The 14,280-nt window shown below is 45.5% G+C and carries 12 protein-coding genes and 2 pseudogenes; 8 read left to right on the top strand and 6 right to left on the bottom strand.

Annotated features, from left to right (window positions below):
• Positions 1 to 65: 65 nt before the first annotated feature.
• Together BQ9893_RS08090 and BQ9893_RS08085 are read right to left on the bottom strand one after the other, a co-directional pair.
• Positions 66 to 329 (bottom strand): DUF4099 domain-containing protein, encoded by a 264-nt coding sequence (locus tag BQ9893_RS08090; RefSeq protein ID WP_075966082.1) that lies wholly within the window; start codon positions 327 to 329, stop codon positions 66 to 68.
• Positions 330 to 376: 47 nt separating this feature from the next.
• Positions 377 to 2,149, bottom strand: a complete 1,773-nt coding sequence (locus BQ9893_RS08085; protein ID WP_075965624.1) for a DUF3945 domain-containing protein — start codon at positions 2,147 to 2,149, stop codon at positions 377 to 379.
• Positions 2,150 to 2,302: 153 nt separating this feature from the next.
• Here BQ9893_RS08085 and BQ9893_RS08080 point away from each other — a divergent pair, with 153 nt between their 5' ends.
• From BQ9893_RS08080 to BQ9893_RS08065, 4 genes are all read left to right on the top strand, one after another.
• The gene (locus BQ9893_RS08080; RefSeq protein WP_227045008.1) at positions 2,303 to 2,614 is read left to right on the top strand and encodes a hypothetical protein; all 312 of its coding nucleotides are present in this window, start codon (positions 2,303 to 2,305) and stop codon (positions 2,612 to 2,614) included.
• 10 nt (positions 2,615 to 2,624) lie between these two features.
• A complete protein-coding gene (locus BQ9893_RS08075; protein ID WP_244063949.1) occupies positions 2,625 to 3,227 on the top strand; it encodes a hypothetical protein in 603 nt (200 codons plus the stop codon).
• Between the two features lie 108 nt (positions 3,228 to 3,335).
• Entirely contained in the window at positions 3,336 to 3,842 is a 507-nt protein-coding gene (locus BQ9893_RS08070) for a conjugal transfer protein TraO (RefSeq protein WP_007756692.1), read from the top strand.
• Between the two features lie 18 nt (positions 3,843 to 3,860).
• Positions 3,861 to 4,316, top strand: coding sequence for a DUF4425 family protein (locus BQ9893_RS08065; protein WP_075965623.1), 456 nt, complete (start codon positions 3,861 to 3,863; stop codon positions 4,314 to 4,316).
• 420 nt (positions 4,317 to 4,736) lie between these two features.
• Here BQ9893_RS08065 and BQ9893_RS08060 read toward each other — a convergent pair.
• A pseudogene (locus BQ9893_RS08060) lies at positions 4,737 to 5,717 on the bottom strand (IS982-like element IS1187 family transposase).
• Positions 5,718 to 5,750: 33 nt separating this feature from the next.
• Here BQ9893_RS08060 and BQ9893_RS08055 point away from each other — a divergent pair.
• Complete coding sequence (locus tag BQ9893_RS08055; RefSeq protein ID WP_075965622.1) at positions 5,751 to 8,072, top strand: glycosyl hydrolase family 95 catalytic domain-containing protein; 2,322 nt, start codon at positions 5,751 to 5,753, stop codon at positions 8,070 to 8,072.
• A gap of 465 nt (positions 8,073 to 8,537) precedes the next feature.
• On the opposite strand, the gene BQ9893_RS08050 is transcribed toward BQ9893_RS08055, so the two are convergent.
• Positions 8,538 to 9,599, bottom strand: a complete 1,062-nt coding sequence (locus tag BQ9893_RS08050; RefSeq protein ID WP_075965621.1) for a helix-turn-helix domain-containing protein — start codon at positions 9,597 to 9,599, stop codon at positions 8,538 to 8,540.
• Positions 9,600 to 10,018: 419 nt separating this feature from the next.
• Between BQ9893_RS08050 and BQ9893_RS08045 the strand changes: the two are divergent.
• Both BQ9893_RS08045 and BQ9893_RS08040 read left to right on the top strand, forming a co-directional pair.
• Positions 10,019 to 10,648, top strand: a pseudogene (locus tag BQ9893_RS08045) (DUF3575 domain-containing protein); the annotation flags it as partial.
• Complete coding sequence (locus BQ9893_RS08040) at positions 10,645 to 11,565, top strand: DUF5119 domain-containing protein (protein ID WP_075965619.1); 921 nt, start codon at positions 10,645 to 10,647, stop codon at positions 11,563 to 11,565. The pseudogene BQ9893_RS08045 and the gene BQ9893_RS08040, both read left to right, overlap by 4 nt.
• Before the next feature lie 50 nt (positions 11,566 to 11,615).
• Here BQ9893_RS08040 and BQ9893_RS08035 read toward each other — a convergent pair whose 3' ends face one another.
• Positions 11,616 to 12,248: a transposase gene (locus BQ9893_RS08035; protein ID WP_244155011.1), complete on the bottom strand. Its 633-nt coding sequence runs from the start codon at positions 12,246 to 12,248 to the stop codon at positions 11,616 to 11,618.
• 442 nt (positions 12,249 to 12,690) lie between these two features.
• Here BQ9893_RS08035 and BQ9893_RS08030 point away from each other — a divergent pair, with 442 nt between their 5' ends.
• Complete coding sequence (locus BQ9893_RS08030) at positions 12,691 to 13,830, top strand: fimbrillin family protein (protein ID WP_087880676.1); 1,140 nt, start codon at positions 12,691 to 12,693, stop codon at positions 13,828 to 13,830.
• Positions 13,831 to 14,018: 188 nt separating this feature from the next.
• On the opposite strand, the gene BQ9893_RS08025 is transcribed toward BQ9893_RS08030, so the two are convergent.
• Positions 14,019 to 14,276, bottom strand: coding sequence for a hypothetical protein (locus BQ9893_RS08025; RefSeq protein WP_005648607.1), 258 nt, complete (start codon positions 14,274 to 14,276; stop codon positions 14,019 to 14,021).
• Positions 14,277 to 14,280: the final 4 nt, after the last annotated feature.

Genomic DNA, 14,280 nt, shown 5'->3' with positions numbered 1-14,280 from the left:
CGTTTTCCATGCGGAAGACAGGAAACGGCGGTAAGACATCGGTTTACTTGATAATTGCTCCCAGATTATTTGCCCAGCGGTGTCACTCCCTGGATTTCCAGTAGCGGGGACTCGCCCTTACGGACCAGTTGGAGCGTGGCGTCCATCACCACGTCCACGCCGAGGAGCACGAGGCTCAGGGACATCACTTTCGTTTTCTCTCCCCTGAGGAGGGTGTCCATTTCGCCGGAGAGTTCCAGCTCGTCCTTCATGATACCGATACCGGAGAGTTCGTCCCAGTTCACTTCATCAGCCTTGAAAGGCATGTCGTTTCCGTTTTCCTTTTTCATATTTCTTTCTTTTTTTGATTCAACATTCATTTTTCAGTAACCTGTTGTCAGGCAATGCTCGCACCTTTTGACTTGCGGTTTCCCTGTTCCTGTCGCTGGCTGTTGGCCACCACATTGCGCTGCGAGGCATCACGCTTGCGGTCAGGATTCTCGTTGTAGAAGTCCAGACGCCCCTGGTTGAAGTTCGCCTTGACGTACTGCGAGATGGTCTTCCCGTCATATCCCTTGATGCCTTCCACCAGCACGGCCTTTCCGCTCTGCAGGTCCGCACGCTGCTGTCTGGTCAGTTCCACGTCCCATACCTTGGGTGGAATCTTGAAATCCTCGCGCTGCTCGAAGCCGTCCGGCGTACGGGAGTAGCTCAGGCGTCCCGTTTCCAGGTCGGCCTTGATGAAGGAGGAGAATTCCTCTCCCTTGCGGTTCACCATGTCATTGAGGAAAATCACCTTGCCGTCACGGAGCTGCTGCTGTTCCTCCGCCGTAATCTTCACCCCGTTGATTTCGTTGGGAATATAGATTTCGCGTGCGCCTTCCGGAGAGTCCGGATTATAGCGGGTGTAGGACGGGCGGCCTGTCGCCTCGTCCAACTTCACGTAGGAGGAGAACACCTCGCCGTCCTTGCGCTGCATTCCCTCCACGAAGATGGCTTTTCCAGCGTTCAGGTCCTCAATCTGTTTCTGTGTCAGTTCCACGCCCCCGAGTGTCTGGCGGTTGAAGAGCTTGTCGTTCTCGAAAATGAACTCGACACCCCTGCGTTCGGCATTCACCTGAATGAAGGCGTTGAACTCGTTGCCGGATTTGGCGATCATGCCCTCTACATAGACCTTCTTGCCTTCACGCAGGTCATTCTGCTCCTGCTCTGTCAGTTCCACTCCCTTGATTTCCCTCGGGATGAAAGCATTCTCCGCTTTCATGGCGACCACCTCGTTGGTCAGCTTGTCGATGCTGATGAAGGATGGGATATATTCCCCGTTGCGTCCTTTCAGTTCCACGACACGCCCCATGTTGCCCGTTTCGAGCAGGTTCTTCTTGTCCTCGTCGGAGAAGATGTGTCCGAAGTACGGTCGGTCAAGGTCGGGTTTCTGCCGGATACCGTGGATGCCGAGCACCACTTCGCCCGCCATGGACTGCTGGAAGGACAGACGTGCGTCCGTTCTCAGTACGGCCGAGCCGAAGTTCATGCTTATGGGCACGACCTGGTTGGTCTTGTAGCCCTTGAGCATCTGTTCGAGCAGTCCGCGTTCCTGGAGGTATTCACGGGAGATTCCGAAATTCTTGAGCTGTTCCCAGTTGATCATGGACTCGTTGTAACGGTACTGGGGGGACTGGTTCTGCGGCTGGCTGTCAGCTGCGGCAGCCTGCTGCTGGGTTTCATTTTTCTTTGCCATTTCTTCTTGGTTTTTGGGGTTGATACTTTGGTTTTCCTTGTTGCGCGGAACAATCTCGTACTGCTTGAGAAATTCCTCCACGGCTTTTGTCTTTTTTCCTGCGGCGATGTCCTCGATGGCCTGCTGTACGGCAGGGTCGTCCAGCCTGTCTTCCTTGACGGAGAGGATTCCGAAGCGTGTCGGGTCTTTCAGCTGGCTCCAGAAGTTCTTGATGAAGTTCTCGAAGGCGTCTGCATAGCGGTCAATCTTCAGGAAGGAGTTCCGGTTCTGCCTGTCGGCGGCTACCGTGTTGAATTTTCCGTCCTGTCCGATTTGCGACACCGCTTCCAGAATCAGTTCCATCTTGTCAAGGATGAACACGATGTCACTCATCTGCTCGTTTTCGGAGACCTGCGGTTTCGGGGGTTCTTCCCTTGCATTTTTCTTTGCCATAATTTTTGATTTTTAGTGTTGATAACTCATGTTGTCACCGCAAATATATAGGAGAAAAATTGATAAATAATTGATTTGCAATATGTTAGTACACACATTACACCATGTGTCATCACATTACACCGCAGGCCGGAGAAAACGGAGCGAAAAAGCGTGGGAAAACGGCAGGAAAAGGAGAAAAAACAAGGGACGAGAAAGAAAAGGGAAAAGACGGGAACAGGCTGGAAAGACAAGGGCATGGCGGTACGCACTGCCGAACGGAAGAAAAGGAAAAACTGTAATTATGCGATCAGGCTAAGCCTGACGGCGAAAAGTGTTGCCGAGGAAATGGGGATCAGCCGCCAGCAGCTTTGCAACATCGAGCAGTCGGAAACCGCCCCCGTGGTGGTGAAATACATCGCTTTTCTAAGGAGCAAAGGGGTGGATCTGAACGCTCTGTTTGATCGTATTATCGTGAACAAATAAAATAAATCGTATGAGAAAATTAGTTACCGCCTTGTGCGCTTTGGTCTTTTTGTCGTCTTGCGACGACGAACTGAAACTTGTCAGCCGGGATTTTTCCGTGACGCTGAAAAGTATAGACGTGGGTACGGCCGTAGTGGGGAAGCCCGTTAATTGCACCCTTACGATCTCGGATCTCGATCCGGACAACGGGGATCAGATATTGACACGCTTTGAGGTCAGGGACGGGGACGGCGTTATCCTGGTGGATAACAACGAATACAGCCCCGGAGAAACGTTTGAATATGATTTCAAGGCAAACAATCGGCTGGATTTCGATTTTATCCCGGCAACCGAGGGAGAGGCGTATATCGTCATGGGGGTAGCCAGCGAACTGGTGACACGATCCGACAGCATCAAGCTGAAAGTTTCCAGCCCGGAGATAAACATACGCTTCCGGAACGTGCCGGATCTTATGCTGGTATCGGAGGAAGCGGAATTTTATTTGCAGCTTGATACGGAACTTTACGGGGTGAAAGCGTCGGCCAGGTTCGTAAAGGGAAGCGGCCGGGTATATATTTCCGGGTATGATGCGACAAGGGGCGAGGGCGTGGCACTGGAAAAAACAACCTGGTGACGTTCCGGCCGGATGCGACCGGACAGGCGGTGATCGAGTTTACCGTTTCAAGCCGTTACGGTCTGCCATTGAAAGAGAATGTAACGATACAAGTAAATCAATGAGGTTATGAGAAAAATTGCCGTATTATCGCTCTTTTTGTGCCTGGTGGCCGTGTGCAGGGCACAATATATCGGAAGCCAGTATATGAACGTGAAGCTGGGCTATATCGTGGATGAAAGTCAGGTGCAGGGGACGTTCGGTTTTGGAAAGGTGTACAAGGCTTTCAAGGTGGGGGCAAACCTTAATTACCGGAATCTAAACCGAGATCTGGTAAAGGCAAACACCGTGACGGTCGGTCCGGAGCTGGCCTATTACGCCCTGAAAGGACGGAAATTCTCGCTCCTGGGGATCGCAGCCGGGACGATCGGCTACCAAAAAGCCAAGGCGAAAAGCGATCTTGTGTACCTGGCGAAAAGCAAGGCTTTCGTGTATGGATACGAGGTCGGGATAAGGCCGGAAATGTTGCTAAGCCCGAAAGTGGCTCTTTTTGCCGAATACAGGTTTGAAATGTTGTTTAACTCCATTCTCCGGAATAACAACCATGTCGGCCTGGGGTGCGTGATCTATTTATAAACTTAAATAATTGAAGGTATGAGAAAGTATTTGTATTTGTCGGCCGTATGCGTGTGCATGGCATTGTGTTTCGTCGGTTGCAGCAAGGACGACGACGAACCGGGAGGAAAAGGGGCGATGTATGAGGTAACGATCGAGCAGTCGGGAGATTTCCGCAGCTTCATTAAGTCGGTCGTGGTAGTCGCCAACGGTACGCGGTTGAAAGACGGGGCGATGGGGGAAAGCCTCGCAAGCCCGTTGATTCTAAGCGATGAAGAACTGGCCGTCGAAAAGGTGACGTTAACCACGACGGGAAAGGCGATCGAGTTCGCCGTTTCCGGTAGTGTCGTGGACGGGGAGGACGGTGTCGTGAACGAGCCGATGCAGTGGGTTGTGACCGTTTACAAGAACGGAAAGGAGATCGAGAAAAAGAGCCTTTCTTTCCGGGACGGGAAGGAGATCGGTATGGATGATCTTAATCTGTATTATAATTGACGTGACGGCCTGAATGTCCCCCGGATGAATGTTCGGGGGATTTTTTTTCTTTTGGGCGTTCCCGTGGGACGTAGCAAATATATTCTCAATCAAATTCCTCCCAATTAATCAGAGCTCTATTATTAAAAATTCAATATTTAGTCTCCGATTTTATACGCCAACGATATATCATCAGAAAAAGTTTCAAAATAAACTACACCGATATACTCTTATCAGTACATAACCGATTCATAACGATATCACATATTTGTTTTTTCAAACATTTCAAGTATTTTCCACTGCTGAAACACAATTTCTTTGCAAAAACATTCGCCATACAATAAAATCTCCGTAACTTTAACCTCTGAAAACACGGGATGTAATTTTCCCAAAAGCCTGATATACTTGAGAGAGTTTTATAAAATCAACCTGTTGGCGGAATTAATTTAGTGCATACTTAATTCTGCCAATTGGCTTGTTGTTAATGAAGTTTACGTATTGCAGAATGGTAAGTGCACTAATTTTGCCAATGATTCTAAAAATCAAACCATTCGTTATTTTCGCGTAGTTCCTGATGACCAGGAACTGGTCTGTAAGTTGTGAGAATATTGTCTCAATCCTCTTTCTTGCCTTTGCAAACGGAATGAATGTCGGTTTCCAATCCTTTTGGTTGAGCCGATACGGACACTCCAGTCTTATGTGTGCGGTTTCGAACAAGTCAAGCTGTACGTCAGCTCCAATATACCCTTTGTCACCATAGATGCTACAGTCGTGATAAGTATGTTTTACATCCTTCATATAATGGAGGTCAGCCACACTTGCCTTTGACAGATCATAGGAATGGATAACTCAACTTAACCCACAGAGAGCGTGTAACTTATAACCAAAATAATACGTGTTCTGCGAAGCACAGAAGCCGAAGTCGGGAGCTTGCGAGAAATTGCCGGCACGCCCCATCTTGCAACGTTTTCCTCTTGCAACCCTACAAACCTCTATCGGCTTGGAATCAACAAAGAATTGTTCCTCTCCGCCATCCATTTCCATGGCAATCCGCTTGCGCAGTTCCTCACACAGGCCTGACGTTTTCTTCCTGCGGTCATTGAACTGTCTCCTTGATATGAGATTGGGAATGCTGTCCTTGTATTCTTGCAATTTATAGTCGAACAACCACTTCTCACTATCAATGCTCTCGGTCTCTGCCGTCAGGGATAGCGCCACCACTTCCAAATCCGAAAACTTGGGAACAGGACCACGACGTGGAACATTACCCGAATCATTGACGAGATTTTCAGAGAATTGCTTGCATATCTCAAGTATTTTGACGAATTTTGTATAAAGGTTGTACATACGATGGTTTGAACTTAATGTTTTAATCACCACTAAGTTACTAAAAATCAGCGACATGTACAACTTTTTACTCATATTTATCAACTTAAATTAATTCCGCCAACGAGTATGTACAGGTATATTTTTATATCATTCTACCTATTCATAAGTTCTATCTGTGTAGGACAAGACTTCACGCACCCCGAAAGAACGATTCCACTGGACACATCTTACATAAACCGTTACAAGGCTGTTCTGACTGCATCACCCGCCCAAGTTCCTTCCACCAAAACGCCGGACGGAGCTTTGGCAGGAAACGGTGACTTAGGTATTACATTAGGAGGCGAAACGGACGATTTATGTTTTTATATCAGTAAGAATGACTTCTGGAATGCCTATCCGGTCTACCCTGGAGGTATTGCCTCACCAGGAGGCCTCAATTTGCGGATTCCCTCTTTGAAAGATGCCACCTATCTTGTAGAGCAATTGCCAGGAAGCGCAGAGCTCCAAGGCTTGTTCACCAAAGGAGACACTTGTATAAAAATGACAGCCTGGGTGGCCGCTTTGCGCAATTGGATCATCATCGAAGTAGAAGCTAACAAGCAAACGAAACTATACCCGCACCTTTGGGCTACCGAAGGGAATTCGTCCTCCAATTCTCAAGGGGAGACACCTGTAACATGGGTAACCCGTTCTTTTGTCAGTTCACCATCACTTCAATGGCCCTCACATATCGCCATGGCAATGGGAACTCCCGACGCACAGCTTTCCGACTCTCAATGCATAATGCTCCAACCCGACAGAAAACAATGGATTGTCGTCACCGCATATACCAACCATGATACAGAACAATGGAAAGAAAGAGCAACAAAGGAAGCGCATAGCCTTACAATCGAAGCATTGCAACAAGCCAAGAAAGAACATCGGGACTGGTGGAACAAATTTTGGTCGGAATCTTCCATCTCTATCAGCGATGAAGAACTGGAACGATCTTACTATATGTCCCAATATCTGTTTGCCTGTTCTTCCCGTGCCGGGAAATTTGCTCCGGGCATCTGGGGACCTTTTGTCACTTGTGACAATGCAGCTTGGGGAGGAGACTATCATCTGAATTACAACTACCAAGCACCTTATTGGGCTTCTTTTTCTTCCAACCATATACACTTGACTGAGAACTTTGACCATCCTTTGTTGGATTATATGGAAAAGGGGAAGCAGCATGCCCAGGAACTGCTGGGATGCCGCGGCATTTATTATCCGGTAGGCATTGGTCCGAAAGGTCTCTGTACCTCAATGTGGCCGAAAACGCCGGAAGAAATGATGGAAAAATATGCCACAACAGAAAACACCATCGACGGAGGATATAAGTTTCTGGGACAGAAAATCAACGCCGTATTCAGTGTAGGAAACATGCTGATGCGCCATTACAGCACTTACGATGAAGATTATGCCCGCCGTGTTTATCCCTACCTGTTGGCTTGTGCAGACTTTTGGGAAGACTACTTGTGTCTGGAAGACGGGCGATATGTCATCAAGATGGATCATTTCAATGAGGTGATGCCCAATCTTCGTAACCATGGGCAATGGCGACACCGATTGGGAGACTTCAATTCCACCCTTTCATTAGGTTTGGTCCGTATGTTGTTCAAAGGTATCATAGACATGAGTACGTTCCTGCAAACGAATAAAGAAAGACACGCCAAGTGGACGGACATCCTGACCCATTTGAGCGATTATCCAACTGCCCCCAATGCAGAGGGAAGACTCAGTTTGAAGAATATGGAAAGTGGGCCTGCCGGAGTGGAAGAAAGCCCTTCGGGACTCAACCGAGTTTCCATTCATGGGCTGATTCTGCCTGGAGGAGTAACCGGCCCCATGACCGATTCCACATTCAACGCCATATTACTGGATGACATCAATCACTGGCAGGAAAAAACAAGACGTCCCGAAGATTGGGGAAACACTTATAACAACGGTATCGAAACCTGTTTTCCTGGTGCCGTACGAGTGGGATATGACGCCCGACATCTTTTGGAGCACCTGAAGAAACGTATTGCAATGACCGTTTATCCCAATGGGTGGATTACACAAGGCGGAGGAGGCATTGAAACATTAGCAGCCGTACCACTCACTATCAACGAAATGTTACTACAAAGTTATGAAGGTATCTTGCGCATTTTCCCCAACTGGATACAGAATAAAAACGCATCTTTCCATAACCTGCGAGCATATGGTGCTTTCTTAGTCAGCAGCAGTTTGAAGAATGGAAGAGTTGAAGTTGTTGAGCTAACAAGTGAAAAGGGAAAAACTTGTACAATGGAAAATCCTTGGCCTACAGAAGATGTAACACTTTGGCGAAATGGCAAAAAAGCAGAAACACTTACAGGTAAATACATTACGTTTTCCACTTCTAAAGAAGAATTCATTAAACTAAAAGCCAAAGTCAAATAAACCCCATACAACAATCAATCCACAATTTATGAATATTTTGTCATCATGAAATGCGTTACCCTCTTTACCACCCTCACCTTCACAATCGTGACTAATGAACAAACTAAAGTAGAGTTACCGTCTATATGGTACTGCGAGAACCCTGAAAGTCCAATTGTGGAGATACAGCAACCGAAAAGGCGAACTGGAGATCACAATATATTGGAACGGTTAAATATAGTAAGCCCAAATATCGTCCATAGGAAATACTGATGAAAATAGAAAGTCCATATCGGATAACTTTCAATAACGATAATCACATCTAATTAGAAAATATCCATCTGAGAAAGTGTAATTGTGTTCTAGCCAGCTAAACATAGAGAAGTTATTAACAAAAGTGTTATTCTCATATAATAACTCAATAGGACGGTCGGGCTTTACGTTTCAAGTCCTTGCCTAAAGGCTGTGGGCTTTACTCTGCAATCCCTAACGCATGGCTGAAAACTCCTCTTGCCGGTGGTGTTCTTCTTCATACAGCCTCATGCGTTCTTGTAATGCTTCTTTTAAATTGTCGCTTTTTTTCAGTCCGAGTTTGGCACGTATGTTCGCTCGTTGGCTGGTTATGTTTCCGCTACTCCGATGTAATAATTCGCATATTTGGCTGACGGTCTTGTCTTGCAGTATTAAACGGCAGATGTTTAATTCGGACGGGGATAAATTGGGATATATTCTCCTGATTGTATCAAGTTTACTTTTTTCCTTTTTCTGGTATGCGGCAAGGGCTGTAAAAAGATTTTCTTTGGATTGTTTCCCTATTATGTTTAACAGGGAGCTTGTCTTTTCTTCCGGGTTATTCTCGCTTAACAACTCGGCGAACGCGAATAGTTCTTCCTTTTTCATTTGGAGACGTTTCAAAAGCATTTCCTCTTCCTCTTTTAGCAAGTTGCTACTTTTTAGCAAGCTGCTGATATTACTGTGTAAGGATCTTCCTAATAAGGGGATCATGGTGTATATGATGATGATCAAAGGCAGATAACTGTATAGGAACGGTTCGTCGGTGATAAGTGTGCAGATTGTATAGGAAGCTATGGTAAGGGAGGACAATAGGATGGAGATATTACTCATATAGGCACAGATGGAAAGCATGGTAAATAAGAGAGAGATAGTAATGTTACTCATTATCAATGCTCTTTGATAACTATATTCATATCCGCTACATATTGAGCAATAAATTATTTCGATAAAAATCTCGATATGTATGGCTATCAGTATAATGGAAAAGGTCGTGGTCAGATTTACTCTCTTTTTAAAATAAGCGAGAGTGCACATAATGATAAACAGGAATAATACGCTGTTAATATAATAAAACTGTTCATTGGGAAATGGAACTGAATATATGTATATGGGTGCGCATAAGACCAGCATGAGCAGGGATAGATGAAAGACTCGTTTTTGTTGATACGTTATTATCATTTCTCTTTCTTTTTTGTCGTAAGTTTGAGTTTTTATTGAACTTAGAAAAGAGGCGGCTTTTGTGCTGAATATCATGTATTTTATTGTTTTAAGTGTTATTAAGTATAATGTTTCCTGCAAAAATAACTGTTTTTTTTTTTTGTATGTTTAAGTACTTTTCTTTATGATGTTAAGTGTTTTTAATTGTTGTGTAAGCGTGATTGGCTGCTGTGGTAAGTGTTGTAGCTGTTGTGTGGTTGTCTTTTTAAGTATTTATAAGTTTAAAATGTTTGTTTTTTTGCTTTGGAAGCTGGTTTATAAGTGTGTATTTTGCGGTCGAAATTCAAGGGGGTGTAAAAGCCTGGGTTTGGATTGTCATATTAACAAATGATTAAATGACGAAAAGAGGTTTTTATATTAAATGTGTATTGTTCGTGCTCGTGTTGAGTATAAGCGGAGAAATATCCGCCCAGGAGAAGCGTGATTCGGTAAGGATCGATTTTCATCAAGAAAAGGTAAATCCCGTCAGAGATACAGCATATATACATACACGTGATAGGTTGTGCATCCGTGATACCGTCATAGCTCCGGTAAAGAAACGGCCTTTTTACATGGCGGTGAAAACGAACATGCTTTATGATGCGTTGCTTGTGCCGAATATAGGGGTTGAGTTCTGTTTGGGGAAGAACTGGTCTGTGGCCGGGAATTGGATGTATGCCTGGTGGAAAAGTGACCGGAAGCATAACTACTGGCGTATCTATGGCGGGGATCTGGAAGTGCGCCGCTGGTTTGGCAGGAAAGCGTCGGAAAAACCGCTTACAGGGCATCATGTCGGATTGTACGGGCAGATCGTTACCTATGATTTCGAATTGGGTGGGAAAGGTTACCTGGGGGATAAATGGAGTTACGGGGGAGGCGTGGCTTACGGCTACTCGTTACCTGTGGGACATCGGTTCAATGTGGATTTCACGTTGGGAATCGGCTACCTTGGAGGATCGTACAAGGAGTACATCCCTTTGGACGGTCACTATGTATGGCAGACCACTAAAAACCGCCGCTGGTTCGGCCCGACCAAGGCGGGTATCTCTTTGGTGTGGTTGATCGGCCGTGGCAACTACAACGGGAAGAAAGGAGGCAGGCAGTGATACGGATACGCTTTTGTCTGGTGTCCCTATTTTTATGGATAGGACTGACGGCTTGTGAGCATAAGGATTTATGTTACGATCATCCGCACTTTGTCACGGTGCGGGTAGTATTCGACTGGACCAAGATTTCCAATCATGACAAGCCTGAAGGCATGAGGGTCGTATTTTATCCGACCGACGATGAAAGCAACACGTGGACATTTGATTTCCCCGGAGGAGAGGATGGGGAAGTGGAGCTACCCGAGAATGATTACCGGGTAATTTGCTTCAACTACGATACCGACGGGATGGTTTGGAAAGAAAACGGCAGTTACACGCTTTTTACTGCCGATACGCGTGATGTTCAGTCGCCGGATAACCGGACAATGGCTGTCACCCCACCCTGGCTGTGTGGCGACCATATAGACAGAGTTATCCTCAAGGACATTCCGGGAGGAAGCGCGGAGATAGTACGGCTAACTCCCGTAAACATGGTATGTCACTACACGTATGAGGTGAACGGTCTTCGGGGACTGGATAGGGTGGCGGATTTGCGGGCCGCTCTTTCCGGCATGTCCGGCTCGCTTAACATGTCCGGCGACAGTTTGCCCGCCGATCTTTCGGAGAGCCTGCTCTTTGATGGAATGGTTTCGCGGAATCAGATTATAGGCGGATTCTATACGTTTGGACATTCCGCACTTGAAGGAGAGCCCAATGTTTTCCGGCTGTATCTCAAGAACCGTTCCGGCAGCATGTCTGTATTGGAACAGGACGTGAGCGACCAAGTGCATGATGTCCCGGTAGCGGGGCATGTCGGTGATGTGCATCTGGTGTTGAATTTTGATTATGAGGTACCATCCGAGCCGGGAAGTGACGGTGCGGGATTTGATGTGGACGTTGATGATTGGGATGATGTGAATATGGATATAGTGTTGTAATACGAGTTTGTTAATTATGCGAATCAGCAGTTGGCTTTCTGATTCAAAAATTAAAAATTAACAAATGTAAGTAGAGCAATAGCCAACTTTCCAAAGGTATGTACCAACAGCCCTTTGGTAGCTCTTACTTTAGATGCTCTTTGAATTTCTGTTTTTTCATTCAGCCAGTTGAAAAAGGATTCGATAGGTTGTCTGACTTTAGAAACGGCTTGCGAGAAAAGGTCTCTTGCAGCTTTCTCCCTCTGTTTGAGAACTTCCGGTTCCCCTTTAATCTCTTTATGCGGAGTAAGCACTTTAACCGGATTGTTCTCATTAAAGAAAGAGAAATCGCTGTAAATCTTGTCTGCAAGCACCGTCTTTCCGGATAGGTATGGCACGCATTCGCTTTTGAATACGGTCAGGTCGTTGTCCGAAGCCGGTGTCAGAGTTATCATTTCCGGAAAAGGTAAGGTTCCCTCCCTACGCTGTCCTACCATATGCAGTTTCATGCCATAGTAGTACATGTTCTTAGTGGAGCAATACCCTTTTGATGTTATCTCCGTAGCTACTTTCCCCTCTCGGTTTTTCCCTTTACAGGTCACTATCGGCATAGAATCGACAATGGATATAATGGAGTCGCAATCCTTGGGCTTGAATGATTGTATCATGGTTTCCACCAGCACCTTAAATGTTTCTGAAAGCATATTTAGGCGTACGCAAAACGTTTGATAAGACGGCAATTTTGGAAACCATGATGACAGATACTCCTTAGCGAAGGTATGTATCTCCTTGATGTTGAAGTATCTCTGGCAGTACCCGCAGAACAGATAGATGGTAAGAACCTCCTCATCCGTAAACTCAGGATTGGAATTGTTACTGAATCTCTGGCAGTGGAAACGCAGAGAAGACTTATGGACATCACAGATATACATATACAAACCTATTAGTATTAACTTTTTCTCCTTGGGAATCATAATTAGAAAAATGAGTGGTTTTATTCTTCTAATTTACTGATTTTCAAGGAGATTACAAAATAAAATAATGAGATAATTAACTGAATTACAAACTTTTAAATCAAGAATCTGAAGATGTTTTCAACTGCTGATTCGCATTAATTATATGTATCAATTTAAATTGTTTTTATTTATGAAAAAAAGTACAGTAATGCTTGGGGCAATCTTTGGAGCGCTACTCATGGGTTGCTCAGACGAGGAGATTGCGAATGTGGAAACCTCCTCACGGAATGCGATTGGTTTTAACGTGTTAAGTAATGCGGCGGAAACGAGGGCTACCCCTACTACCCCCGACAACTTGAAGAACACCGATTTCGACGTGTTCGCTTTTACGGCGGATGGTACTGCCTTCATGGGAAAGGTCGACACGAATTTTGGACATGACGGAGTGAAGATCGTGTACAAAAATGGTAAGTGGGATTATGACGATGCGAACGACCTTCGTTATTGGCCTACCGAGGCTTTGGACTTTTACGCGTTCAATCCCGGAACGATTAGTGAAGACATGATGATGAATTATATGTGGGAAGTCTCCGGGACTGTCCAAAAGATAAGTTATACCTGCATCGATGAGTATGGAGCCAACACGGGTCATGCAAACTACGACGTGATGTATGCCATATCCAAAGGCCAGGAAAAAGACAAGAACAACGGAATAGTGAAATTTAATTTCAAACATATTCTGTCACAGGTCGTATTCAAAGCAAAGACCGAATACGATAACATGCAGGTGGACATCAACATGATCAAGATTCATAATGTCAAAATGGGCGGCTTCTTCACATTGCCTGAGACAGCCGATGGAACGGGAAGTTGGAGTGATCCTGCTGATTTACCAAGTGAAGTATCAGGTCTGGGCAAATTTACCGTAGTGAAAGACGCAAACATCACGGTCAAAAGTAATACTACAGCTACCGATATTTCCACAACTACTCCTATGCTGAATAGACCACAGGAGCTGACAGCTTGGAAAGTTTCCGATACAGCCACCAAAAGCAAGTTGCAGGCCGACAATGCGAAGCAATGTTATCTGGAGATCGCCTGCAAAATCCGGCAGAACGGAGTTTATCTGTTGGGTTCAGCAGATAATTACGGAACAATTTATGTTCCGTTCGGAGATATATGGGTAGCGGGCAAGCGTCATATCTACACGTTGATTTTCGGTGGTGGTTATAATGATCAGGGAGAGGCTGTGTTGAATCCGATCCGGTTTGATGCAAAGACAACAGGCTGGGTTGATGCAGATGATAAAGACGTAAACGTCCAACCTTAATCCAAACGTTTATTAATATCGTACCCGTTGGCAGGTTAAACATACGCAAGATTAACCCTGCCAACGGGTTTTTTATAGGGAATCGCATTTTCAATATACTTTTTGATGTGTAGGGGTGCTTTTTGCGTACCTTTTTCCTGGAGAATTTCTTTTGTGGAGTGTTTGCCCTGTATATTCCCGATACGCTGTTATAGCAGGGAACTGTTTTTATCCAAGTAGTCAGATATAGCCTCTTGCAATACCGATTTTAGCGAATCGCCTTTGCGGATCGCGATCAGCTTTAAGTTCTGGTGATAGGTTTCGTCCATGACAAAATTACAATGCACGGTTTTCGCTTTCTTCGGCTTTTGAGCCTCTTTTTGCCCGGCCGTGGATTGGATCAGGCTGTCTAATCCCCCGGTCAGCCCGGCCGACATACTGTTTTTTAAATCGTTCTTCTTTGCCATATGG

Origin of the sequence: Parabacteroides massiliensis (assembly GCF_900155425.1) — a bacterium.
Taxonomy (GTDB): Bacteria; Bacteroidota; Bacteroidia; order Bacteroidales; family Tannerellaceae; genus Parabacteroides; species Parabacteroides massiliensis.
This window is presented reverse-complemented; position numbering and strand designations above follow the sequence as displayed.

What these genes read in the sequence shown, in the direction of transcription:
- BQ9893_RS08090 (WP_075966082.1), bottom strand. Translation starts at nt 329, where the DNA reads ATGAAAAAGGAAAACGGAAACGACATGCCTTTCAAGGCTGATGAAGTG.
- BQ9893_RS08085 (WP_075965624.1), bottom strand. Translation starts at nt 2,149, where the DNA reads ATGGCAAAGAAAAATGCAAGGGAAGAACCCCCGAAACCGCAGGTCTCC.
- BQ9893_RS08075 (WP_244063949.1), top strand. Translation starts at nt 2,625, where the DNA reads ATGAGAAAATTAGTTACCGCCTTGTGCGCTTTGGTCTTTTTGTCGTCT.
- BQ9893_RS08070 (WP_007756692.1), top strand. Translation starts at nt 3,336, where the DNA reads ATGAGAAAAATTGCCGTATTATCGCTCTTTTTGTGCCTGGTGGCCGTG.
- BQ9893_RS08065 (WP_075965623.1), top strand. Translation starts at nt 3,861, where the DNA reads ATGAGAAAGTATTTGTATTTGTCGGCCGTATGCGTGTGCATGGCATTG.
- BQ9893_RS08055 (WP_075965622.1), top strand. Translation starts at nt 5,751, where the DNA reads ATGTACAGGTATATTTTTATATCATTCTACCTATTCATAAGTTCTATC.
- BQ9893_RS08050 (WP_075965621.1), bottom strand. Translation starts at nt 9,599, where the DNA reads ATGATATTCAGCACAAAAGCCGCCTCTTTTCTAAGTTCAATAAAAACT.
- BQ9893_RS08035 (WP_244155011.1), bottom strand. Translation starts at nt 12,248, where the DNA reads ATGCTTTCAGAAACATTTAAGGTGCTGGTGGAAACCATGATACAATCA.
- BQ9893_RS08030 (WP_087880676.1), top strand. Translation starts at nt 12,691, where the DNA reads ATGAAAAAAAGTACAGTAATGCTTGGGGCAATCTTTGGAGCGCTACTC.
- BQ9893_RS08025 (WP_005648607.1), bottom strand. Translation starts at nt 14,276, where the DNA reads ATGGCAAAGAAGAACGATTTAAAAAACAGTATGTCGGCCGGGCTGACC.